This window comes from Nostoc sp. DSM 114161 (assembly GCF_052692665.1).
Genome location: NZ_CP195141.1, coordinates 1,639,010 through 1,661,854 on the forward strand (window position 1 = coordinate 1,639,010; position 22,845 = coordinate 1,661,854).

Genomic DNA, 22,845 nt, shown 5'->3' on the forward strand with positions numbered 1-22,845 from the left:
AGAAGTCGGGGATCTATAACCTAGTGGTCTGTCAAGTAAAGGAAACAGCAGAAAATTCCAACAGAGTCAAAATTTCTCCACTCCGTACCTTTAGCTGAGTGCTAGATTTTAATGTTTGAAATTCTGTTATTAAAAGCGATCGCATTTGCCATCCCTGCTGTTACATTTCTAGCAGGTTTAATCGCGTCGGCTATGCGATATTACCGCTTCAAAGACGCTTTATTTGCAACAACTCGATTTTATGTTGCTGATATTCCAAATTTTCATTAATCCCAGGCACACATAATCCGACTCGGCTTTTATGTGTATACCTAATGCTATGAACTACGCTTGCAGATTGTCTGTAAGTGCACAGGCGCAGCCCGTCGTATACATCGCTTGAATCTAGTTGTAAGCTAGAACCCTCCATTGTTACCCTCCAGTGTTCCTAAGTGTGGAACCGTCTATAACGGAAAGTTCGCCATCATGGCTAAGGAATAAGACAAACTTGCTGGTTTTAAATCAGCCCATAAACTTGATAAGTTTAGATTTGCGTTCTCTACTTTTGTCGTTCGACTCTGTTGTAGAGTTGTGTCTTCTAACACGTTGGTGTTGTTTGATTGTGCCGTATGACTCACATTTAAAGTTGTGTCGTCCAACACAGTTGTAGTGTCTGTTTGTGTTATCTGACTCAGTTCTTCTTGAGATGTTTGTGGTTGTGCAACTTTGATGGGATCGCTAGGTGGATTAGTTTCCAATGCCAACTCCATGAGATTTACCCAATGGCTGACGCTAATCTGACTAGGCTGATAGGAAATGGCGATCGATGCTGCACCATTATTCACACGCACGCCGATCGTTTGGGGATCGTTGTTGAGCAACCTCTCTAGCCGCCATCCATAGGCACGATCTTCAGCTAGTCGAGGCAAATGAAATCTGATACGTCCCGGAATTGCATGGACTACACTGTAAGCAATTTTTGCTGGCTGTGTTATTGAATTTTTACCCTTCAAATCTTGCACCTCTTGGTTGTGACCAAAAGAATTTGCCTTATTTTTGGAGTCGGCGTCTGGCTTGCTGTTTAATTGTTGCAACTTTTCCGATCCCAAAGCTTCTTCAAAAGAATCAATTACCTTACGAGTAGCTTCTGCGGTAATCATATAGACTGGAATCGATGCCAAGCCGCTAATCCCCAGCCCACCTGTGACTGCTAACCCTGTCATCAAAGGAATCAATGAAATAGACTGTTCCTTCCAAAAATCAAGGGACTTCCATGCAGCAAACGGATCTGCTTGAGTGTTTGAGGTCGGCGAAACTTGAGCTTGGTGAATATTAAATTGTTGCAATAGTCCCAAAACCTCTGCCAGTGAAAGTTTTTCTGCATCGAAACTGACAACTATACTGCCTGTTTGCTCATTGGCAGCAACTTCTTTCACCCCATACTGCTGGCGTAAGCCTTGGGATATATTTTTGATTGTTGATTTGGAAATCCCCTCGCTAGCGCGGATTCTTACCCGCCCAGCAGTGGCATGAACAATTTCCAATGTCTCTGAAGGCAGTTGCACTTCTGACTGTGCAGCTGTGTCACTTCTACTGGTATTTAGTTTTACTTCATCACTTTGATGCTGATGAGAGGTTAAGTCAGAAGACATACTCTGATGCGGACTTAACCTCTCGTGACTACTAATAATATTGGTCATTTACCCGATAACTAGACCCAACCAAAGGTTAACAATAGGTTAAGTATAGCTTAAACTTTCTGTTAACTATCATCCCCAAGAATTATTTTGGAATTAAGTATTGTTAACTACTCGTTGTTGGTATTCTTGCTCAGTAATCATATCGAGAGTGTTTTCTAAGCGGTCTACAAATACGATGCCGTCGAGGTGGTCATATTCGTGTTGAAATATACGAGCGACGAAATCGCTTAATTCTTGCTTTTGTAGATTGCCTTGGCGATCGCTGTATTCGACTTCGATACTTTTATACCGAGGAACTAAGCCCCTAATACCTGGAACACTTAAACAACCTTCCCAATCTTTGACAACTTCGGTTGAGTGACCAATGATTCTAGGATTAATCATAGCAGTAGGTTCCATTTCTGGGGCGTTGGGATACCTGGGATTAGGGCGGGAAGCCACAATAAATAAACGATAGGATTGTGCAACTTGGGGCGCAGCAATTCCCACGCCGTTAGCTTTGGCAACAGTAGCCATTAAGTCATCGATTAATTTTTGGACACCTGGATCTTGGATATTGTCAACCCAAGCAGCTTTTTGGCGCAGTGTGGGATTGCCTAATTGAATGATTGGTTCAGACATGTAAAAACTCCTTTCTTTAGGAATGGGGAGATGAGGAGACGGGGAGATGGGGAGATGGGGAGATGGGGAGATGGGGAGATGGGGAGAAAGAGAATTTATACTTCATTGAATTATGTGGTTGACAAATTATCGTCTTGTGGTGTGGGGAGTGTGGGGGAATGGAGGATGGGGAAGTGTCGGGAGTGGGGAAAGAAAGAGAATTTATGCTTCCCTTTCCTCCCATACCTCCCACACCTCCCCATCTCCCCATCTCCCTATCTCCCCACCTCCCCACTCCTTTATCCTTCACGTCTTACAGGTAAAGGAGCAGGTCGGACTGCTACTTGGACAATTTGCCCATTGCGTTCTACTTCTATTGGTAGGGTAGTACCGATTTTGCTATTTTCTACTAGCTTCTGTACTTCTTCAATTTTAGTAACAGGCTGCTTATTAATGCTTTTAATCACATCACCTGCTCTAAGTCCAGCTACGGATGCGGGCGATCGCGGTACAATTTCGACGAGTAAAACACCTTCATCTGCTGTTAATTTTAGGCGATCGCCTGCGATATTTTTGATTCTTTCTTTGTTTTCTGGTGTCAGTGTCACCATTTGCACGCCTAAATATGGATGATCGACTCTGCCTTTGGCGATTAATTCTTGGGCAATTCTTTGCACGGTGTTGATGGGAATCGCGAAGCCCAAACCTTGAGCGCCTCGGAGGATGGCTGTGTTCATAGCTATTACTTGACCGCGAGCATTTAGTAGCGGCCCGCCAGAATTACCGGGGTTAATGGCAGCATCGGTTTGGATGTAATCAACCCGCTTATCACTAGCGCCAATATCGCTACTAGAACGACCTGTAGCACTAATAATCCCAGAAGTTACGGTATTATTCAAGCCTAATGGGTTACCAATGGCAATTACTGGCTCTCCTGGTTGTAAAACATCTGAGTTCCCTACGGCCAGCGTTGGTAAGTTATTGGCGTCAATTTTAATCGCAGCTACATCCGTTACTGGGTCTTCACCTAAAACTTTGCCGTCAAAAGTCCGACCATCTTTAAGCGTAACAGTCACTCGATCGGCACCGTCTACTACATGGGAATTGGTCAAAATTTGACCAGAGGAATTAATAATAAATCCAGAACCGCTACCCCGCTCTACTCGTTGTCTCGGCTGTGGTACTGCGTCTCCAAAAAAGCGCCGAAATAAAGGATCGTTAAATTCTTCTGGTACGCGAGAAGTAATTGTTCTGGAAGAATCAATCCTAACTACCGCAGACCCCGCATTTTGCACCACTTTTACCACAAAATTAGGATCTCCAGACGATGAGATAATTGGTGGAGGAGCAATTATCGGATTGGGAGCAATTGTGTTTTGAGGTTGAGGATCGGTTTGTTGACTCTCAAAGGTTTTGGCTCTTAGAAGAGAGCAGCTCCCCAGCAACATCACTATTGAGAGCATCCACAACCTGTGGGGCAAAACCCTGGTATTAATATTTTTGAATGTTAAGTCATGGTTTGTTGTCTTCATGTGTCGTTGCTTCTCCGTGTCAATGAGAGTGCTAGAGACGCGATTCATCGTGTCTGTACAAGAGTGGTGTTAGCTTTGTTGGGGGAGTTTAGCCTGTGCTGAGTTAAAAGACCTTACAAGCATTAGACTTCTTGCAGAAGTCGGGAAAAGGGAAAGGGGAAAGGGGGAAAGGTTTGGTATTTTCCCTTTCTCCTTTCTCCTTTAACCTTTTCCCACCTCTTGCAAAAAGCAATGAAAGCAAGAGGTCTATTGAGCTATGTGTCAGGTGACTCAGTATTAAGTTTAAAAACTTAATACCCAGTACTCAGTTTGGCCAGTGGGTGTTAGGATATTGCCTACCAGGTATGTCCCAAAATGATTACAACTTAAAAGCTTGTTCTAGGTCTAGGGTATCTCGATGGTAAATTGGTGCTTTCTCTTCTATTGTGACGATTAGGAGCAAAGGTGGTGGATTATGGAAATTTCCATAGAAAATCTGTGGACTCAGGTACTAGAGCGCCTAAAACTTGAGCTATCCCGACCTACCTTTGAAACTTGGATAAAAACTGCTAGTGCGGAGCGATTGGAAAATAATTGCTTGGTGATACGTACTCCTAACCCATTTGCTCGTAATTGGTTGCAGAAGTATTATGTAAACACCATTGCTCATGTAGTACAAGATATTTTGGGTTATCCTGTGGAAATTTACATTACTGTTGCTCAAGGTGATGAAGTTTCTCATGTTAACGAACGGGAGGTTTCTTGGGAATCACCAAATCCTACCAATATTTCTGAATCCGTTTCTCATAATATTCAAAAAACTACGGAATTAAACTCTAAATATGTTTTTTCGCGTTTTGTAGTCGGTGCGAATAATCGCATGGCTCATGCTGCTTCTTTAGCAGTTGCAGAATATCCGGGGAGAGAGTTTAATCCTTTATTTTTATGTGGCGGCGTTGGCTTGGGAAAAACTCATCTGATGCAAGCCATTGGTCATTATCGCTGGGAAATTTCTCCCGGTTGTAAAATATTTTATGTTTCTACCGAACAGTTTACTAATGATTTAATTACAGCGATTCGTCAGGATAGTATGCAAAGTTTTAGAGAGCATTATCGAGCCGCTGATGTTTTATTAGTTGATGATATTCAGTTTCTGGAAGGTAAGGAATATACCCAAGAAGAATTTTTTCATACTTTTAATACTTTACATGAAGCTGGGAAGCAAGTTGTGATTGCTTCTGACCGTCCTCCAAACCAAATTCCTAGTTTACAAGAACGTCTTTGTTCTCGGTTTTCTATGGGGTTAATCGCAGATATTCAAACGCCGGATTTAGAAACGAGAATGGCAATTCTCCAGAAAAAAGCTGAGTATGAAAATATTCGCTTGCCACGCGATGTGGTTGAGTATATAGCTTCTAACTATACTTCTAATATTCGAGAATTAGAAGGAGCTTTAATTCGGGCGTTGGCTTATATTTCTATTTGGGGTTTAGCGATGACTGTGGAAAATATCGCACCAGTTTTAGGGCCGCCGAATGAAAAAGTGGTGGCTACTCCAGAAATAATTTTGAAAGTTGTCGCTGATAATTTTGATGTTTCAGTTGACGATCTTAAAGGTAACTCGCGACGCCGGGAAATCAGCTGGGCGCGTCAAATTGGTATGTATCTAATGCGTCAACACACATCTTTGAGTTTGCCCAGAATTGGGGAAGAGTTTGGTGGTAAAGACCATACAACAGCGATCTACAGTTGTGACAAAATTGCTCAACTCCAAGAGAGCGATCGCACTTTAGCACAAACACTACGCCAACTGAGCGATCGCATTAATATGACTAGCCGCTCCCAAAAATCATCCTAATTCTGAATTCATAGTTCTGAATTTGAAGTTTTCCACAACCCGCGCCTTAATCATTAAGCCTTGATAGCTAAACAATTGGTCGAAAATATTAAGTAACGTATAAAGATTGATTAAATTTAACTTAGATTGTGGAAAAATCTTAGTTTTTTGGGGAAAAATCTGTGGAAAACTTGAAGTTTTTTTAATTAAACTTAATTAAGTATAATTACCTTGTGGAAAAACTAGGATGTTTTTCCACAAGTTTTCCACAGGTAAGCAGGTAAAAGTTAAAGGTCAAAGTTTTGCACTTTTGACAATCTAAAATTAGGTTAACAAAAGGTTATGTAACCTTAACTACTGTTCTATAATTCCTGAAACTACTATATTCCGCCGCATTTACCGCAGTTTGAGGAAAAAAATTGATGAACCAGTGGCTAAAAACTTCTCATTTGGTCAGACGCTTGATTGAGTTGGTTGAAATTTATACTATCAAATCTGTACGAGCTATCAAAAAATCGCACCTCCGTTCTATTAGAAGTTGGCTGCATAGACGTTATTTATGGAGCTTTATTAGTCTATTTTTTATCGGAGTTAGCTTGAGTGTAGCGATGACAGCTTGTTCGTCACCAAATACAGATACAGGTAGTGTTAATTCTACTGCCAAGGATAATGTCAAGCTCACGCTTGTTTCTTACTCAGTTACCAGTGAAGCGTATAAGCAAATTATTCCCAAATTTGTACAACAGTGGAAGAAAGAACATCAGCAAGATGTCACTTTTGACGAGAGTTATGAAGGTTCTGGTTCCCAAGCATTAGCTGTGATTGATGGGTTAGAAGCTGATGTAGTACATTTGTCGCTTGCTCTTGATGTTGATAAATTAGTTCAAGCAGGTTTGATTAAACAGGGTTGGGAGAAAGAAGCGCCTAATGATGCAATACTTACTCAATCTGTGGGAGCGATCGCTATTCGTCAAAATAATCCCAAGAATATCAAAACTTGGACAGACCTAACACAAAATCAGGTTCAGTTAATTACAGCTAACCCCAAAACATCTGGTGGCGCACGTTGGAACTTTCTTGGACTTTGGGGTTCAGCAATCAAAACTGGTAAAAACGAGGCTCAAGCATTAAACTTCATCTCCAATGTTTATCAACACGTACCTGTGCTGCCAAAAACTGCTCGCAATGCCACTGAACTCTTCTTTAAAAAAGGTGAGGGTGATGCTTTGCTCAACTATGAAAATGAGATGATTTTATCAGCACAAAATGGTGAAAAATTTTCGTATGTAGTGCCTGATGTGAATATTTCTATTGACAATCCTGTAGCTGTTGTAGATACAAATGCCGATAAACATGGAACTCGTTTAGTTGCAGAAGCATTTGTGAAATTTCTTTACACTCCAGAGGCACAACGAGAGTTTGTCAAATTAGGATTTCGTTCTGTCGATCCCACAATTGCCAAAGAAGTAGAAAGCAAATATCCAAAAATCAAAACTCTTTTCAAAGCTCAAGATTTGGGAGGATGGGAGAAAATTCAAAAACAATTCTTTAATGAAGGTGCTATCTTTGACCAAATAAAAAGTAAGATTCAGTTAAAAGAGGTGTAAACAAACTGGCAAGTCTAAATTGATGCAAAAATTGTAGTAGCGTGACAAGACTAAAATGTTGCAATAAATTTTATTGTGGGATGGGTGTCCTCAACCGTCCGGGCGGGCAGGATGCCATTGGTGTCAACTTAAGCCCAAAGCTTTTTCCCACAGCCGTTTACCCCACCCCTCAATCCCCTCCCCTTGCTAAGGGGAGGGGAGGTTTTGCGTCAGCAAAGCCGGGGTGGGGTAAGTCCGGACTAATTGGTAATTGAGTTAAGTTTGATATAACGTCATTACAATGTTTTGACGTTAAGTTGACACCAATGGCAGGATGCCCACCCCACATATAGTTTACTAATGCACTATTTTAAGCTTGACACGCTAATACATCTTAATTACGAATTACGAATTATCCTAACGGGACTGGTGCGACTTGAACGCACGACCTAGCGCTTCAGATTTGTGTGAGTTTCCCCACTCTCTGGACTATACCTTCACCATAGGCTTTTAGCCTTTAGGTGGTGGCTACCTAGTCTCTACACCTTCTTGAATTTAATCAAGCTTGGCTCGGTATTCCCGTGGAGTGTCAACACTGTGGTAAACACACAACCACTCCTACTTTCTATCAATAGTTCCTGTGAAACTTTTTACGATCGCACAAGCATATTAAAAGAAGGAAATTTTCACTCTTTAGGGTTCACCGAATTCAACCACATTCACTCATAAAGTTTCCCTTATGGTGCCCGATTATTCAGGAGGCGCTCGCTCTATCCAACTGAGCTACAGCCCCAAAAAATGCCATGTTGGTGATTATAGCATTTTTACTGAGACTGCCAACAGTTGTCCCAAGGCTGACCGCCGACTTCTAAACCACAAAGAAAACTTTGTGCTTTGAGGATAATTTGAGATTTTGTCCCATTTATTTTTCGTAATTCTAAATTGAGCTTTCCTTGCATTGTGTCCCGGCAACAATATCTTAAACCTTCGGCTGTGGGCGCACGTAGGGGTGTACCAGATAAATCGGTGGTTCCTGTCAATTCAATTTCGTAATTGGAGTTAGTAGCTTTCATTTGCCATTTACCCCAAGGCTGAATTTCCCAATGGACTTGAGAATTCCAGGGAACGAATTCATAAAATTTGCCTTGATAGTGCAAACCAATCATTGCTACAGATTCCATCCACCACAATACACCCCGCCGTCCGCCGCCAGCAGTTAAGGCTAAGTCTGGTTCGCCCTCAAAGCAATTACAATTTAGCCAAAACCATTTTTGGGGAAAAGCACCACCCCAATTTTTTTCGCCGTAAGCTGGCGCGTTGGTGAATTCGTAAATTTTGCCATTCCAGTCAATTTTACCTGTGGCTAATCCGTGAGCCATCAAAATTTGCCATCCAGGCTCAAAAATCTGCAAAAATGACACCCAGCCTGCGGTTGACTGCTGAATGCTATCGCGATCGCCCCAGCCGTATACTGGTTGAATTTCATACTGCCAACGGCAATAATTATTGGTGGCGCGATCGCGGATAATTCCCTGATTTAATGTCGCTGTAGCTTGATAGCCTTCTCGAACATAATGTTCAAACTCCGTTGGTAGCAGGTACAGCGGAGAAATTTGCAAATCAGTCTTACCCCAATGCCCTAAACCCAAAACATCACGACTAGCCCAGAATTTATTTACATCGGGAAAAGTACGGCATAAATACTCATCATCGGGGCCCAGGATTTGGGCTGCACCGCCGCTGTAAGGTTTATCGCCGATGGGATCTTCGATGGAGTACATAAAGGCGAATGTTTGCCCAATTTCCGGTAAAGTGACACGATAATACCAGCCTTCAAAAAAGCGGCGACTACTTCCATCCCAGTGATAACCAGAATGGGGTGTTTGGGTTGACGCAAGGAAATTTAGGGGAATAGTTAACATGGATTTACATAGTTGCTGATTTTTTCAGTATGCGCGACGATCTTGACATTTATCATGCTTATGAAATTTTGGAGTTGGAACCCGGTGCATCGCCAGCACAGCTGAAGCGAGCTTACCGTAAACTGGTGAAAGTTTGGCATCCCGATCGCTTTTTTAATCAAAGCCAAAAACAGGAAGCAGAAGAAAAAATCAAAAAAATCAACGCAGCTTACAACAAGCTCAAGTCTGAATACTCATCCAAGCCTCCCACTACTGTAAATCCATCCCCATCTTCGCCGAAAAACCCTACAAAAGTATCTGTCAAACGTTGGGATGCAGAAGCTTTTTATACTTTAGGACTAGAGAATGCTACCCAAGGAAGATATGAGGATGCGATCGCTGATTTTACCCATGCAATTCGTCTCAATCCTCACTATATAGATGCATATAAATATCGCGGGTTAATTTGCTCTCAACTGGGATACGAATATAGAGCCACTTCAGATTTAAATAAAGCCAGAGAGTTAGAACAAGAGATAAGAAATCCGGGTTTTGCTCGTAGTTCGTCATCACCAAGACGTGTATCAAAGCCTAAACTGCTAACAAGATTTTGTCAGGGAATCAAATCTTTACTGCGGCTAAATCGGCGTTGGATATGAGATGCTAAATTAGCAACTAAAAGCTCAAAATTGTTAAACCATAAATTATAAAGACACAGCATGTACAATCTTTTAATCATGCTGTGCCCTTATAATCTATCTTAACTGAATCGTATTGTGCTGTATTTAAACTACACTTTTATTCGTACTTTAGCTGTCCATCAATGTTGGCGACACGATCGTCCAAATCAATAGACGTTGCAACATCTGTTTCTTCAGTTTGATTCTTACCTTTTGATAAATCAAAACATTTAGCATTAAGCACACCGTCATTTGATACAGCGAAGTCGTAGCATCCGAATCCCACATTTTGTTTACCCCAGGATAACAATCCGCTGCCATTATTGCCAAGATAGGGATTTAATTGAATGGAAGTGTCTACATAAGAACCATCGTTTTTTTTGCAGGTTGCTGATACGGATGGTTGTCCTACCTGATTAATGACGCTGATTGCTTTACAGGTGCTGCTAAATTGACCTACCGCCCATGCCTTGCCAGTTACCAAATTCAAAGACAGACAAACAGTAAACAAAAAGGTAACTGTAATCTTCAAAAGTAGTGATAGTGTTCTCATTTTTTTGCCTCGTCAAATTTAACTTGAAATGGGTGTAATATTTGGTGAATAGTTGCTTACACCTCAATCACAAAAACTTTGCACCGAAAGCTTAATATTTCGCTTGTAAAGATACAAGGACAGTTAAGACAGTTAAGAAAATAATTTGTGCAAGTATTGAAAGATCAAGAATACAGCAGGTTACAAATTATTAACTTGTTTTTTGATTGAATTTTTTAACTGTCTTAAATGTCTTAACTGTCCTAACTGTCTTAACTGTCTTAAATGTCTTAACTGTCCTAACTGTCTTAAATGTCTTAAATGTCTTAAATTATTTAATAGGAATTTAATGATTGCCACAAACGGGGGTAATGCTGTACTTGCATCAAATGAAAATCACTTTAATATGCTTGAAAATTAATACTAATGTTAAAAAAATAAAGTTAGATTTGCTGCTAATTTCTTGATATGAGCGATCGCTTTTAATCCCAATGTTCAGTATCTTGCTAGTTATATAGGACTGTTATTTGATTTTGGAAAAAATTTTCCCTGCTTTAATCTTGCATTAACCTATTGCCTATTGCTTACTGTCTATACTCAGACTTGAATATCAGCTAACAGTTTAATAACATCTATCTCTAGGATATTCTTTCTTTTGATGAAGTATTAACTTACTAGAGATAGAGCCACTTGGCTAATCGCAGAGGTTATTCTCAGAATTACCAACGGTTGGGTAGCTAAATAAAACTCAATTTTTATCAGCAACACACATTTTTCACATCGTCAAAATCCCTTGTTTTTATAAACTTTAGTTTCTAAATATCCTATCGAGGAGTGAAACCAAAAGCTATGTCTATTCCCAATGAACGCGAAACAAAAAACAGTGAAGTTAGACAAGAAACTTACACTGGTACTAATGGTAATACTCATACCCACCTGACACGAACCACTGAAACAGTTAACAACAACACAACTAATCCCAGCTCGTACCAAAACGGTTACGTGCAAGGTCGAAATGCTGAGCGTAGATACCAAGAAGTTAATTTAGCCGAACGGGATGACAATAATACTAGTAATGGTTTGCTGATGGGTATTATCATTACGTCCTTATCTGGCTTAATTATTGGTGGTCTGTGGTACTTTAACCAAGTTAATAACGCAGCAGTTGAAAATAGTACGCCTGTCACAACCCCTGCACCGGTTAATAGCAACCCAACCCCTACAGAATCTCCTCAACCACAAACGACAATCATCGAAAGAACTAGGGAAGTACCCGTTCCTGTTCCTGTTCCACAACAACAGGCTGCTCCTCCATCTGCACCACCCCAACCAAATAATATTAATATCACTGTTCCACCCCAGCAACCAGCGCCTTCTGGAACCCAATCAACCCCCAATAGTACCCAAGAGCAAACTACTAGTCCAAGTACTAAGACTCCTACTTCCCAGAAGGATAGTTCTACTAATACCACTACTCCAGATACTCAAAGCGACACCTCTAAAACCACTAAACCTCAAGGTGTAGAACAGCCAAACAGTACATCTAATAGCGATTCCCCAGAGAATTCTGCTCAATAGTAGTTCTGATTTTTCAGCCCACTTGACAATGCTGGTATTCACACCAACAACAAGTGGGCTAATTTTTAAGCAATATTTCAGGATTATTGCAAAAAATTAATGGTATTGAATTTTAGTAAATATTTAACCAAGTTGAACAACTGTGGTGCTAGATTAAGAACAAGGTACAAACAGGTTAAAAGTTAAGTAAAACTTTTAAGTTAGAGCCTGTACCTCCTGCTCTAATTTTAGAGCGATCGCTCTTTGGTTGTGGCATCCGTTGAATGTGTTTTAGCCTTGTGTTCATCGAGTAATTTTGGAGGTTTTAGAACGCACAGCCAGAAAATGCCTACCTAGTTGGAATGTATATTAAGGATGTCAACTTTCCGTAAAGCGATCGCGAGTAGTGTCCACGTTAGTTGAATTAATTAGCTCTGAATTATCCAATCTTCAAGAAACCGCCCAAGCTACCGATATCTATCCATCGTAGCTTCAGGCGGTTTCTGTTTTGAGTATTATGCATTCAAATTGCACTCTGACCAGTAAGCACCGTCCTTTGCCCTTGTCATTTACGGTTTATTTAAACTAATGACTAATGACCAATGACTAATGACTAATTAACGTAATAACAGTCACTTCTGGCGGACAAAATAGGCGTCCTGGTTTATAAGTTCCTAAACCACGATTGACATATAATTGATTTTCTTCCACATTGTGAAATCCTTGCGCCCATTCCCAATATCGCACGACTTTCGAGCAATCTCCTAGTAAAAGTGTTAGCCAACGCCGTAATTTTTTGGGAATTTTCTTGAGAAGCTTTTTATAATAAAATACCAAAGGCCCAATGCCGGGAATTACGATGTGACCGCCGTGGGTATGACCAGATAATTGCAAATCTACGCGCCATTGTTGCAATATTTTGGCTGTATCTGGGTTATGGGATAAAACAATGCGGGGCGTAACAGAATCTAATTGATTCATGACTGGCGCAGGGTGGAATTCCCGCGACCAATAATCAGCTAGTCCTACTAGTGGTAATTCTTTTCCTAGTGGATAGGCGATTTCATTCCAAAGCACATGCACTCCAATGCTAGTTAACGCTTTTGTAACTTCTGCTTGAGAGTGGCTGTAATAAATATCGTGATTGCCCAAAACGGCGTAAATACCACAGCGACTTTGCAAATGTTTTAATCGCAGCACCAATTGATTAATAGGCGTCGGGTCATCAGTTACGTAGTCACCAGTTAATACAATTAAATCTGGTTCAGCTTCGTTAGTAAGTGCGATCGCTTTTGCTAACATATCTTCCGATAGCCGCAAACCATCGTAGTGAAAATCTGACAGTTGTACCAGCTTTGTACCTTCTAAAGATCTTGGAAGTTCCGCAATCTTAACCGTTACTTTATCTACTCTTAAATGTCCTGTAAACAACCAATGCATAAGCCAACCGATACTCCTCATACCAGCGCTTACAGCTTACCAAAAATCAAAATGCAACTTGATAAATTGCAATAATTTATGTCATCTATTCCAAATATAATTACAGCAGTTTTCAGGTATTTCAGCCGCGATGGACATGGGGAATAGGCAGTAGCCAATAGGAAGCGGTATAGTTCTCTCGGTTGAGAAGCACTGTAATTAACTGGCTTAGATTCTCAAGCTAAACTAAGCGCGTCTTGATTGAATTTGTAGCTAATCGTGAGTCAGGATAGTAACTGAAATTAAGCTGTTTCATATGGAATTTAGATATTCCTCACTCACTTTGTAGGGTGATTATAGTAACTTCTGGGCGGCAAAATAAGCGTCCAGGGAGGTAAGTTCCTAAGCCACGATTGACGTATAGCTGATTTTTTCCTAAGCGATGGAAACCCCGCGCCCATTCCCAATGGCTGACTACAGTGGCATTTTCTTCCAAAAATCGCGCCCGACGCCGTATTTTTTTGGGTATTTTTTTGGCAATTTTGTTGTAAACCAAGGCCGCTGGCCCAAATCCAGGAATCCAGATTTGACCGCCGTGAGTATGACCGGATAATTGTAAATCGACTCGCCACTTTTGTAATATCTCCGCAGTATCTGGGTTATGAGATAAAACAATGCAGGGTGTGTTTGGGTCTAGCTGGTTCATCACTAACCCAGGATTGAATTCCCGCGACCAAGCGTCAGCCAGTCCCACTAGTGGTAATTGTTCTCCCAGTGGATAGGCAATTTCGTTCCATAGGACGTGAATTCCAATGCTAGTTAACGCCTTGGTGATTTCTGCTTTTGCATCCTTGTGAATTATGTCGTGGTTGCCAAGAATAGCATAAATCCCAGAGTTACTTTGCAGATGTTTGAGTCGAAGTATTAATTGGTGAATTGGTTCGGGATCGTCAGTTACGAAGTCGCCTGTCAATAAAACTAAATCTGGTTCAGCTTCGTTGCTAAGTGCGATCGCTTTCTCTAGCATATCTTCCGACAACCGCAAACCATCGTAATGAAAATCTGACAACTGCACCAACTTCTTACCTTGTAACGGTGCAGGCAATCCTGCAATCTTAACCGTCAATTTTTCTGTACTCAACGGCCCAGATAACAACCAATGCATAATACGTTCAATAAACCATAATCATAGAGCTTATAGCTTAGCGGAACATCGCCGAATTGTGTGTAGGAACCAATGGAACTTGTTGAAAATTTCATGAAAGCTATAGATTGTGGCGTATTTATACTTACAGAGGTGGCGATTATCAAGAAGTAAATTACTACTACTTGTGGGCTAGGCGTCTTGTCTGCCCAATGCTTAGGGCGGACAAGATGTCATTGGTGTCAAGTTAAGAAAATTAGAGTCTTGTCAAGTGGGTGAAACTCAATGGTTAAACTGAACGCAATGGTGTTGATTTTAGCCGTTGAACGTGAAAGCTATGCTAATTAAGCATTATACTTTCTTTTTATCTCAATTTTTGTTTAAGTCCCGATAACTCACCTTTTCTCACCGACAGTGCGATCGCTTTGGGTGTATGACTTTGGATAACGACCAAAAATTATCCTTGGAAGTTAATATGCAACTGAATCAATATGGTTCAAATAATCACAAAATGACAATATGAAAAAATTAATTGGTTTGTTGCCATTCCTGTTACTTTTATCAACATGGCTAGCAAATTCAGATGGTGTCTGGAAATATCTTTTCTTCCTCCGTCTACCGATATTACTAGGTTTATTTCTGCTACTTTTGCCTAAACTTGCCAAAGATTGGCTACCAGCCATCTTGAAAAATCTATTTGTACTTCGTGACAAATGGCAATTGGCAACTGTAATTGTGAGCGCAATTGGAGCCGGAACTTCAGTAATTTTAGTTGCATCTATCATTTTGGACAACGCAACGGCTCGCTTTGGTGTGCCAGCAACAATCAAAATTCCTGAACTTTGGCAATATGGAATAGGTATTTTATTAAGCTTATATATTTGCATCGTTGCAATTGACCTGTCCCAAGAGAAGCTAAAAAAAGCAGAAATACAATGGGCAACAATTGTAGGTGCGCTATTAAGCGTTCTCCTATTACTTATTATTAGTTTATTCACTAATTGGTTAAATTCAAATAATTTTGTAAAAAAGATATTTTTTGGCATCTTTGATTTCGTCACCAGAAATGATTATGCTGGCTATATCAATGCTGAAACTGGTGAATTAACTGCGGGGCATCTGAGAGCAATTGCTTATTTTATCGTTGGAGTAGCTATCTATATTATAGTTGGTTTGCGTTTTAATCCCAGACCACAATCCAATCGACCAGAAGCACCTGCTCTTTTATATGTGTTACTCATCGTCTCCACGATGGTAATTATTTTTGGAGCAGCCACATTCTATCTTGACTACTTTCGGATTCCCGTGTTGGTTTTCTTTATTCTTTTCTCTGGATTAAGCTATTTAGTATTTGATGTTAATCACTTTTTTCAACTCGAATCGTTGAAGAATAGCGAATACGACGACGACAAAAAGAAAATTGATAGCGAGTCTAGTGACTTCCAACAAGTGCTAGAACAACGTCTCAAACATCAACATCAAGAAAAAACTTTAGTCATTGTTTGTGCCAGTGGTGGCGGTATTCAAGCAGCAGGATGGACAGTAGAAGTTTTGGCTGGCCTTCAAGAAGAATTAGGACAATCATTTACCAAAGCAATTGGTTTGATTAGTTCTGTTTCAGGTGGTTCGGTAGGGTCAATGTATTACTTAGACCGATTTCAAGATGGTTTCTTAAAAGAAGAAACAAAGACAATTTTCAAAGACGGAAAAGAGATAACTATAAAAGAGCCGACCACAGAGAGTTTTAATGCTGCTACCACAGATAGTTTGGATGCCGTTGGTTGGGGTTTGACCTATTTAGACTTATGGCGATTCATCGGCTTTCCCTTCCTGATTCGCTCAAAGTTCGATCGCGGTACAGCAGTTGAGACAGACTGGCAAGCAGAATTCAAGGAACCCCAAAAGAGCAAAACCTTAGCAACCTGGCGAAAACAGGTTTTTGATGGCGAAATTCCTATTCCTGTATTTAATGCCACATTAGTCGAAAATGGTTGTCGGTTTTTAATTACTCCAATGACATTTGGTGATGTTTTGGATAAAAAGTATACAGACTTTAATAGTCTTTATGGAAAATATGATTATGATATGAATGTTGTTACGGCTGCAAGATTATCAGCAACTTTTCCCTATGTTTCTCCTATCTGTCGTGCCAATGTAAATATTCCCAATCAAAATTATCACGTTGCGGATGGAGGGTATTTCGATAATTCTGGCTTTGTAACGGCAGCAGAATGGCTGGATGTAAATTTAAATCGATGGCTTGAAAATAATTTAAATATCAAACGAGTTTTGATATTACAAATCAATCCTTTTCCAGAATCTCCTGCAACTGAAAACGTTAGAGGCGATGGTGGCTGGTTTATGGCGACTATCGGGCCATTACTAACACTTTTCAAGGTACGCGATCCAATTTTGGCATCTCGAAATGCACAAGAAGCTGAATTTCTGGCAGCAAAATGGCAGAATAAGGTGGATATCAAATACTTTCCTATCTTTTTTCCCTCCTTGTCTGACATAAATGAAAAATCTGGCATAGCTGCATTTTACAAAAATGGTCGCTATCAACCACCTTTATCTTGGAAATTAACTGATAGAGAGAAACAAGCTATTAAAGATGGTTGGACGGTAATAAAAAGAGACGAAAAAGGAACAATTCAAAAAATCAAAAACCTGTGGCATGAAACCTGGAATATGCGAGATATCAAAAAATCGGGTATCTCTAGTATTTGATTGTGGGATAAATAGAAAAATATCTCAAAATTAATAGGATTTTCGATTTGAAATTTATGGCGATCGCATTTACAAACCATCACAAGTGTAAGTGCGATCGCCCTTTAATTAAAAGTACTGCATTATTCTAAAAGTAGAAAAGCAGAGATAATATTTCTATCAGCAGTAATTCTCTATCATTTATGACTCAAGCCATACCCAAGCAAGTAATACCAATTCTGTATGAAGATGCGCCAAACTAGGTCAAACTTATAGATGGGTGCATTGAGTAACTTTGTGATGAGTCGTCCATTCCAAATTGAGATTTCAGAAAGCCAAGAAGAATTGGAGAAAGCTGTCAAACATGCCACCACGGCAAGCAGTAAAGAAAGATTACAAATGCTCTATTGGCTCAAGAGTGGTCAAGTTAGCAGCAGGCGATCGCTTGCAGAACGTTTAGGACGCTCTGGTAGCAACCATAACTCGTTGGGTAAGGAAGTATAAAGATCAAGGAACAAGGGGCTTGCTTGAAGTCAAACATGCACCCGGAAAAGCTCCGAGCATTATTGGTTCAGACTTAGAACGCTTGGAACAGCGGTTACAGGAGCCATCTGGGTTTACTAGCTATGGCCAAATTCAACAATGGCTCAAGAGCGAATTAGGGGTTTCACTTGCCTACAAAACAGTCTATGAAATTGTTCGCCAGCGTTTGGGTGCGAAGTTAAAAGTGCCTCGTCCTCAAAGTACCAAACAACACCCACAAAGTCTATCTCACTTTAAAAAAAACTGCCTTTAGCATTCAAATTCTTGCAGGAGGAATTTGGAGCGGGGAAACGATTGAGGTACTTGTGCGGAGCCGGAGACGCTCCGCCTCCGGTCAGGATGAAACACGTTTAGGATTAAAGACAATTGCAGGACGTTTGATTACAGCTAGAGGAGTTAAACCTGTAGGCTTAAGTCAATGGCAACGTGAAAATTTTTATTTATACGGAGTTGTAGAACCTCTAAGTGGATACAGCTTTTTCTATGAGTTCCCCTACCTGAATGCTGATTGTTTTCAACACTTTTTGAAGTTGCTATCTGCTGATCTTGGTGATGATATTGCGGTTATCCAGTTCGACCAAGGATCTTTCCACAAAGCTAAAGCTCTCGATATCCCAGATAACATTATCCCGATTTTTCAACCTCCTCACTCTCCTGAACTCAACCCAATTGAGCGGTTTTGGGAATTTCTCAAATCTCAACTCCAATGGGAAAATTGTAAAACTCTCACACAACTACAGCACAAGTTAACTGATGTCCTCAAAGAAATTACACCTTCGATGATTGCCTCTCTCACTTCTTACGACTTTATTCTTGAAGCCTTATTTAGCGCAGCTTCATAAAGAATTGGTATTACCTTTGAGAAATTTGTCGATTGGCTACCTGAAAATCGCCGAGTACGCTACGAACTACATCAGGGAAAAATTGTTGAGATGGCGCAACCAGTAGGAAACACGAAGAAGTTAAAGGATTTTTAAGTGTCGAAATTGCTGTTGAAATCGAACGTTTAGGATTGCCCTACTTGATGCCGAACCAAGCTATCGTTAGACCACCTGAAAAAGATTCTGCTTACTTCCCAGATCTCTTGGTGCTAAACCGTGCAAATCTGGCAAACGAACCATTATGGAAAAAACAATCTACCGTTAGCCTGGGTGCATCGATACTTTGGTAATTGAGGTTGTATCAACCAAGTGGCGTGACGATTACTATTTAAAATATGCTGATTACGAGGAGATGGGTATTCCTGAATATTGGATTGTCGATTATGCTGCCTTGGGTGGACGTAATTTTATCGGTAACCCCAAGCAACCGACAATCACCGTTTGTAACTTGGTTGATGGAGAATATCAAATAAGCAAGTTTCGAGAAAGCGATGCCTGCGGCGGTAAACAACGCATCGTCTCTTAAACTTTTCCCGAATTGAATCTCACCCCAAACCAGATTTTTCAAGCTGGTGTAGTCTAGTTTATGTATAAAAATTCTAACTTATAGCTGCAAAATGGTCTTGTAGCATTTTGTGGATAAAGCGGTAACGTCCACCCACTCGTTCCAGTAATAAACGCTCAGTACAGTAGTCGAGAAAGCGTGCATAATTCCAGGGAAGCCAGCCGTTACAGTAGAGTATGAGACGTATGGTGAAGTGATTGATACAGGTTGCCCCCCCATAAAAGAGAGCAGCGGATATTGGTAAACATGACGCTAAAATTAGGACGAACTCTAAGCGAAAAGGAAAACCGAGGGCATTTTGGGAAAACACCATTAGTATTACAGAAAAAGGAAATGAAACTACAGCAAACATCAGTGAATTTTTGAAAGATTGACGAATGCCTTGATTAGGTAAAACTTTATTGTCTACATCGCGTTCGCTAAATGAAGCCACAACTGTCAATAATAATGCTGCTGAAAAAAAGCTACTCAGTGTCCAAATCAAATTATTACCCAAGAATAAGAATTGAACTAATGAAATAAAAGATGCATTCATAATACTGCTAAGTAAACTTTTTTGAAATCTCTCCCAGGAAAAAGCTATAGTTTCAAAAACATTTTGTATACCTAGCTGTAATACTGAGAAGCCTAAAAGAATTCCAATAAAACTGCCAATAATAGGATTATAGATTGGTTCGAGATATCCAAAATCTGAAAATACAAAAGGGAAACTAGCGTTTATTGATAGCCCAATTAAACCTCCAAGACAACCCAATACTGCTCCCGTTAGACAAATACTAAATATATATGTTAATTTTTGAGTCCTATTTATTAACCAGGATGTTTGTATGTCTTCAATTAAAAATTCAGTTCGAGAGTTTTTATTTAGTTGTTGACTGTTGCTTGTGCTAGCAAGTCATTATTTTTGCTGAACTTGTTCTTAATTTTATCCCAAATATCTTCACCAACTTTCTGTAAAGTACCATCACCCACTTTCGTCAAGCATTTAACTATTAAAGAGATAGACGCTATAGCAAGTTGCTCAATAGTCATAGGAAATACTCCTGTAATAATAAGGTTAGGTAGCCGTAGTTTGTGTTGTTGAAGCGTTTTTCTCAAAAATAAATAGCCTCAAAAATAACACAAACGTGCTACCTTGTATTCTAGATTATAGAGCTTACAAGTAAGTATACGGTAGTCCTAGACAGCTAAAAGTAACTACTAAACTAGCGTTTTGCCAATTCTGGAGTCCGTCCTTTTAAACCGATCATCAACTTCAGCATAAACACCTTTAACATCGGTACTCGCTGCAATAACCATAAACCTAAGCGACGAACTAACACCACAGGCAAGAAATTATTAGAAAACATCCGATCTAACAAATCGGTGAAACCCAAAATCGTCAGGTTTTCCAACTTGCGCCAGCGTTCATAACGTTTGAGAATTTGAATCTCCCCAATATCTTTACCTGCTTTGTGCGCTGCTTGGATTACTTGCGCCAAAGCTGCTGCATCCCGAATACCCAAATTTAAACCTTGTCCGCCGACGGGATGACAGTTGTGTGCAGCGTCACCAATTAATGCTAGTCGCGGTAGAACATAGCGATCGCTTTGCATGAGTTGTACCTGAAAAACGAAGCGATCGCCCAGTAATTCCAATTTACCCATCTGATTGCCATAGCGACGGCTTAATTCTCTTAAAAATTGCTCGTCATCTAACGCACACAAAGCTTTTGCTTCTTCGTGGGGGGCTGTCCACACAATTCGGCAGCGGTTCCCTGGTAAAGGTAAAATCGCAAACGGGCCGCTAGACCAAAATCTTTCGTAAGCAGTGTTATTGTGGGGTTTCTCTGGTTTGACAAATGCAACGATGCAAGACTGCCAATATTTCCAGCCAGAGGTTGTAATACCAGCAGCTTGGCGAATAGGCGATCGCGATCCATCTGCGGCTACGAGTAATTTACTCTTGATAGTTCGGAGTTCGCCAGCAACTTTAATATCTATGGCTACAGCGTCCTGTTGGTACTGCGTGTTTACCACCTCAGCCGGACACAGATAAGTCACATTTGTACAATCTCGAACAAACTCCTGTAAAGGTTCCAATATTGCTTGGTGTTCCGCCACATAACCCAACTCTGGCGTACCTATATCGTCCGTGACAAATTCCACCACACCGGGATAATCGGCATCAGAAAGACGAACCCGACAATATTTGGCGATTTGGGGCAACATTTTGTCCCAAACTCCAATTCCTTGGTAAATCAGGGACGAAAGCATGTGAACTGCATAGGCTTGACCCTTAGCTACTGCTGCTGATGCCACTTTTGCCTCAATCAGCAGCACACTCAAGCCAGAATCTTTTAAGGCGGAGGCGAGAGTTAACCCAACAATTCCACCGCCTACAATTACCAAATCATATTCGTATCCCCGCTTGTCTGATGGTGTTTGGGGAGAGTAAAAAGTTTGATTAAGCTCTGCTAGCGCCATTGTGAAGATAAATTACAGCATCTTAACTCTTATTTTGACGCGATCGCGGCTTTTTGAGCAAGAGCAGAGGAACAGTATGGCAGGCAATAGGCTTAAAAGTCTGTTTGTTCGGGGTTCTGCTAGTCCACGACTTAGGCACAAAGGCTGTCTATTGAGACTGAGTGTAAGGGCTTTCATTGGTGTCAGTTTAAAATGAAAGCCGAGTCTAATAAGCATTTCAAAATTTTTCAATTTACTACCTGGATTTTCGATCCCTCTTAACCCCCCTTAAAAAGGGAACTAGAATTTTTTGCCCCCAATTTATCGGGGGTTGAGGGATCTAATACCACACTAAATATAGTGTTTTAGCTTAATTCCTTGAGAATTAGCTTCAAAATGCTACTAGAGAATTAGACTAATTCCTTCAGTTAGATATATACCAATTGATGAGTTAATTGTTAGCTTGAGACAAACAACTATTAAAGGTCAAAAAAATGAATAAGACACTACTAAGTATTTTAATGTTTGGATTGTTACTGTTATTTATTATTTCTCCCTTTGCTGGCCTTGCTAGCTTAATGTTTATCTTGTTAGTTGCAGCATTTTTATCTTTAGCGGGGAATGTGTTCCAAGCAATTATTGGTGGCGATACAAATCCTAATAAATCTTGAAGAAGAATTCAGAACTCAGAATTCAGAATTCAGAATTAAAACGCTCGCGGACTTGGCGAATTGCTGCTCTATCAGTCGGGGATTCACCCTTGCGACTGAATTGTTGCACCACCTTTCTTGAAATTTGGTGGTGGTGGAAAAACGCTGGTTATTCAGACGCTCGCGGACTCGCTAACGCTGCGCTGTCAGTCTTGAACTACTATAATATTAATTAGAAATACCCGCTGATTATGAGAAATTACAGCGGGTTCAATAATGCAATGGTTTTGGTGTAAAACGGAGACTAAACTTGATTACAAATTTACTACAAATTTTTGTAGCTAATAGTAATTATTTATGAGCTTTGTGAACTAGGTGATGCTTGTGGTGTTTGTAGTGTTTTTGATGAACTTTGGCAGTTTTTATCTTAGTAGAGTGAATAGTTACAGCTTGAACAGCAGGTGCAGAAATAGCTACAGGGGCAGCAAATATTAAAGCCAAAACGAAAGCTTTAGCGAAGTTATTCATTTGCAATTCCTCATCAATTGTTGAACAGTACAACTATCCAATAGGTGTATGTCATTACGTTGTAATTGATGTGAATCTT

At 40.3% G+C, this 22,845-nt stretch carries 21 protein-coding genes and 1 pseudogene; 11 read left to right on the forward strand and 11 right to left on the reverse strand.

What is annotated here, in order from left to right:
- The first annotated feature begins 111 nt into the window (after positions 1-111).
- Complete coding sequence (locus NSTC745_RS06955) at positions 112-270, forward strand: hypothetical protein (RefSeq protein WP_445636498.1); 159 nt, start codon at positions 112-114, stop codon at positions 268-270.
- A 173-nt stretch (positions 271-443) separates the two neighbouring features.
- Here the strand turns inward: NSTC745_RS06955 and NSTC745_RS06960 are convergent, their stop codons facing one another.
- From NSTC745_RS06960 to NSTC745_RS06970, 3 genes are all read right to left on the reverse strand, one after another.
- Positions 444-1,631 (reverse strand): HMA2 domain-containing protein, encoded by a 1,188-nt coding sequence (locus tag NSTC745_RS06960; protein ID WP_445636499.1) that lies wholly within the window; start codon positions 1,629-1,631, stop codon positions 444-446.
- Positions 1,632-1,772: 141 nt separating this feature from the next.
- The gene (gene def / locus NSTC745_RS06965; protein WP_445636500.1) at positions 1,773-2,300 is read right to left on the reverse strand and encodes a peptide deformylase; all 528 of its coding nucleotides are present in this window, start codon (positions 2,298-2,300) and stop codon (positions 1,773-1,775) included.
- Positions 2,301-2,578: 278 nt separating this feature from the next.
- Positions 2,579-3,811 (reverse strand): HhoA/HhoB/HtrA family serine endopeptidase, encoded by a 1,233-nt coding sequence (locus NSTC745_RS06970; RefSeq protein WP_445636501.1) that lies wholly within the window; start codon positions 3,809-3,811, stop codon positions 2,579-2,581.
- A gap of 454 nt (positions 3,812-4,265) precedes the next feature.
- Between NSTC745_RS06970 and dnaA the strand changes: the two genes are divergently transcribed.
- Together dnaA and NSTC745_RS06980 are read left to right on the forward strand one after the other, a co-directional pair.
- A complete protein-coding gene (gene dnaA / locus NSTC745_RS06975; RefSeq protein WP_445636502.1) occupies positions 4,266-5,648 on the forward strand; it encodes a chromosomal replication initiator protein DnaA in 1,383 nt (460 codons plus the stop codon).
- Between the two features lie 401 nt (positions 5,649-6,049).
- The gene (locus NSTC745_RS06980; RefSeq protein ID WP_445636503.1) at positions 6,050-7,234 is read left to right on the forward strand and encodes a sulfate ABC transporter substrate-binding protein; all 1,185 of its coding nucleotides are present in this window, start codon (positions 6,050-6,052) and stop codon (positions 7,232-7,234) included.
- 803 nt (positions 7,235-8,037) lie between these two features.
- Here NSTC745_RS06980 and NSTC745_RS06985 read toward each other — a convergent pair.
- Positions 8,038-9,135, reverse strand: coding sequence for a tocopherol cyclase family protein (locus NSTC745_RS06985; RefSeq protein WP_445636504.1), 1,098 nt, complete (start codon positions 9,133-9,135; stop codon positions 8,038-8,040).
- A 29-nt stretch (positions 9,136-9,164) separates the two neighbouring features.
- On the opposite strand from NSTC745_RS06985, the gene NSTC745_RS06990 reads away from it, so the two are divergent.
- Positions 9,165-9,773 carry a J domain-containing protein gene (locus tag NSTC745_RS06990; protein ID WP_445636505.1) on the forward strand — a complete coding sequence of 203 codons (609 nt, stop codon included), beginning with the start codon at positions 9,165-9,167 and terminating at the stop codon, positions 9,771-9,773.
- Between the two features lie 139 nt (positions 9,774-9,912).
- Here the strand turns inward: NSTC745_RS06990 and NSTC745_RS06995 are convergent, their stop codons facing one another.
- Positions 9,913-10,347: a CVNH domain-containing protein gene (locus NSTC745_RS06995; protein ID WP_445636506.1), complete on the reverse strand. Its 435-nt coding sequence runs from the start codon at positions 10,345-10,347 to the stop codon at positions 9,913-9,915.
- A gap of 828 nt (positions 10,348-11,175) precedes the next feature.
- Between NSTC745_RS06995 and NSTC745_RS07000 the strand changes: the two genes are divergently transcribed.
- On the forward strand, positions 11,176-11,904 hold the full coding sequence (locus tag NSTC745_RS07000; protein WP_445636507.1) for a hypothetical protein: 729 nt from the start codon (positions 11,176-11,178) through the stop codon (positions 11,902-11,904).
- Between the two features lie 585 nt (positions 11,905-12,489).
- Here NSTC745_RS07000 and NSTC745_RS07005 read toward each other — a convergent pair.
- Both NSTC745_RS07005 and NSTC745_RS07010 read right to left on the reverse strand, forming a co-directional pair.
- Positions 12,490-13,323, reverse strand: coding sequence for a metallophosphoesterase (locus tag NSTC745_RS07005; protein ID WP_445636508.1), 834 nt, complete (start codon positions 13,321-13,323; stop codon positions 12,490-12,492).
- 313 nt (positions 13,324-13,636) lie between these two features.
- Entirely contained in the window at positions 13,637-14,467 is an 831-nt protein-coding gene (locus tag NSTC745_RS07010; RefSeq protein ID WP_445636509.1) for a metallophosphoesterase, read from the reverse strand.
- A gap of 498 nt (positions 14,468-14,965) precedes the next feature.
- On the opposite strand from NSTC745_RS07010, the gene NSTC745_RS07015 reads away from it, so the two are divergent.
- The 5 genes and pseudogenes from NSTC745_RS07015 to NSTC745_RS07035 all read left to right on the forward strand — a co-directional run bounded on the left by NSTC745_RS07015 (position 14,966) and on the right by NSTC745_RS07035 (position 19,105).
- Complete coding sequence (locus NSTC745_RS07015; protein ID WP_445636510.1) at positions 14,966-17,176, forward strand: patatin-like phospholipase family protein; 2,211 nt, start codon at positions 14,966-14,968, stop codon at positions 17,174-17,176.
- A 279-nt stretch (positions 17,177-17,455) separates the two neighbouring features.
- The gene (locus NSTC745_RS07020) at positions 17,456-17,659 is read left to right on the forward strand and encodes a hypothetical protein (RefSeq protein WP_445632650.1); all 204 of its coding nucleotides are present in this window, start codon (positions 17,456-17,458) and stop codon (positions 17,657-17,659) included.
- 19 nt (positions 17,660-17,678) lie between these two features.
- Positions 17,679-17,951, forward strand: coding sequence for a winged helix-turn-helix domain-containing protein (locus tag NSTC745_RS07025; protein WP_445632651.1), 273 nt, complete (start codon positions 17,679-17,681; stop codon positions 17,949-17,951).
- Positions 17,952-18,003: 52 nt separating this feature from the next.
- Positions 18,004-18,540, forward strand: coding sequence for an IS630 family transposase (locus tag NSTC745_RS07030; protein WP_445632652.1), 537 nt, complete (start codon positions 18,004-18,006; stop codon positions 18,538-18,540).
- Positions 18,541-18,543: 3 nt separating this feature from the next.
- Positions 18,544-19,105: pseudogene (locus NSTC745_RS07035) on the forward strand (Uma2 family endonuclease).
- Between the two features lie 73 nt (positions 19,106-19,178).
- On the opposite strand, the gene NSTC745_RS07040 reads toward NSTC745_RS07035, so the two are convergent.
- The 3 genes from NSTC745_RS07040 to NSTC745_RS07050 form a co-directional block, all read right to left on the reverse strand.
- Positions 19,179-19,679, reverse strand: a complete 501-nt coding sequence (locus NSTC745_RS07040) for a hypothetical protein (protein ID WP_445636511.1) — start codon at positions 19,677-19,679, stop codon at positions 19,179-19,181.
- Between the two features lie 329 nt (positions 19,680-20,008).
- Complete coding sequence (locus tag NSTC745_RS07045) at positions 20,009-20,176, reverse strand: hypothetical protein (RefSeq protein WP_445636512.1); 168 nt, start codon at positions 20,174-20,176, stop codon at positions 20,009-20,011.
- Positions 20,177-20,349: 173 nt separating this feature from the next.
- The gene (locus NSTC745_RS07050) at positions 20,350-21,609 is read right to left on the reverse strand and encodes an FAD-dependent hydroxylase (protein WP_445636513.1); all 1,260 of its coding nucleotides are present in this window, start codon (positions 21,607-21,609) and stop codon (positions 20,350-20,352) included.
- Positions 21,610-22,082: 473 nt separating this feature from the next.
- Between NSTC745_RS07050 and NSTC745_RS07055 the strand changes: the two genes are divergently transcribed.
- Complete coding sequence (locus NSTC745_RS07055) at positions 22,083-22,259, forward strand: hypothetical protein (RefSeq protein ID WP_445636514.1); 177 nt, start codon at positions 22,083-22,085, stop codon at positions 22,257-22,259.
- A 330-nt stretch (positions 22,260-22,589) separates the two neighbouring features.
- On the opposite strand, the gene NSTC745_RS07060 is transcribed toward NSTC745_RS07055, so the two are convergent.
- Positions 22,590-22,766, reverse strand: a complete 177-nt coding sequence (locus tag NSTC745_RS07060; protein WP_445636515.1) for a hypothetical protein — start codon at positions 22,764-22,766, stop codon at positions 22,590-22,592.
- Positions 22,767-22,845: the final 79 nt, after the last annotated feature.

Excerpts from the sequence above, each read along its gene's own strand:
- dnaA (WP_445636502.1), top strand. The coding sequence starts at position 4,266 with ATGGAAATTTCCATAGAAAATCTGTGGACTCAGGTACTAGAGCGCCTA.
- def (WP_445636500.1), bottom strand. The coding sequence starts at position 2,300 with ATGTCTGAACCAATCATTCAATTAGGCAATCCCACACTGCGCCAAAAA.
- NSTC745_RS06960 (WP_445636499.1), bottom strand. The coding sequence starts at position 1,631 with ATGTCTTCTGACTTAACCTCTCATCAGCATCAAAGTGATGAAGTAAAA.
- NSTC745_RS06995 (WP_445636506.1), bottom strand. The coding sequence starts at position 10,347 with ATGAGAACACTATCACTACTTTTGAAGATTACAGTTACCTTTTTGTTT.
- NSTC745_RS07005 (WP_445636508.1), bottom strand. The coding sequence starts at position 13,323 with ATGCATTGGTTGTTTACAGGACATTTAAGAGTAGATAAAGTAACGGTT.
- NSTC745_RS06970 (WP_445636501.1), bottom strand. The coding sequence starts at position 3,811 with ATGAAGACAACAAACCATGACTTAACATTCAAAAATATTAATACCAGG.
- NSTC745_RS07000 (WP_445636507.1), top strand. The coding sequence starts at position 11,176 with ATGTCTATTCCCAATGAACGCGAAACAAAAAACAGTGAAGTTAGACAA.
- NSTC745_RS07060 (WP_445636515.1), bottom strand. The coding sequence starts at position 22,766 with ATGAATAACTTCGCTAAAGCTTTCGTTTTGGCTTTAATATTTGCTGCC.
- NSTC745_RS06985 (WP_445636504.1), bottom strand. The coding sequence starts at position 9,135 with ATGTTAACTATTCCCCTAAATTTCCTTGCGTCAACCCAAACACCCCAT.
- NSTC745_RS07015 (WP_445636510.1), top strand. The coding sequence starts at position 14,966 with ATGAAAAAATTAATTGGTTTGTTGCCATTCCTGTTACTTTTATCAACA.
- NSTC745_RS07050 (WP_445636513.1), bottom strand. The coding sequence starts at position 21,609 with ATGGCGCTAGCAGAGCTTAATCAAACTTTTTACTCTCCCCAAACACCA.
- NSTC745_RS06955 (WP_445636498.1), top strand. The coding sequence starts at position 112 with ATGTTTGAAATTCTGTTATTAAAAGCGATCGCATTTGCCATCCCTGCT.
- NSTC745_RS06980 (WP_445636503.1), top strand. The coding sequence starts at position 6,050 with ATGAACCAGTGGCTAAAAACTTCTCATTTGGTCAGACGCTTGATTGAG.
- NSTC745_RS07055 (WP_445636514.1), top strand. The coding sequence starts at position 22,083 with ATGAATAAGACACTACTAAGTATTTTAATGTTTGGATTGTTACTGTTA.
- NSTC745_RS07045 (WP_445636512.1), bottom strand. The coding sequence starts at position 20,176 with ATGACTATTGAGCAACTTGCTATAGCGTCTATCTCTTTAATAGTTAAA.
- NSTC745_RS07010 (WP_445636509.1), bottom strand. The coding sequence starts at position 14,467 with ATGCATTGGTTGTTATCTGGGCCGTTGAGTACAGAAAAATTGACGGTT.
- NSTC745_RS07020 (WP_445632650.1), top strand. The coding sequence starts at position 17,456 with ATGAGTCGTCCATTCCAAATTGAGATTTCAGAAAGCCAAGAAGAATTG.
- NSTC745_RS06990 (WP_445636505.1), top strand. The coding sequence starts at position 9,165 with ATGCGCGACGATCTTGACATTTATCATGCTTATGAAATTTTGGAGTTG.
- NSTC745_RS07040 (WP_445636511.1), bottom strand. The coding sequence starts at position 19,679 with ATGAATGCATCTTTTATTTCATTAGTTCAATTCTTATTCTTGGGTAAT.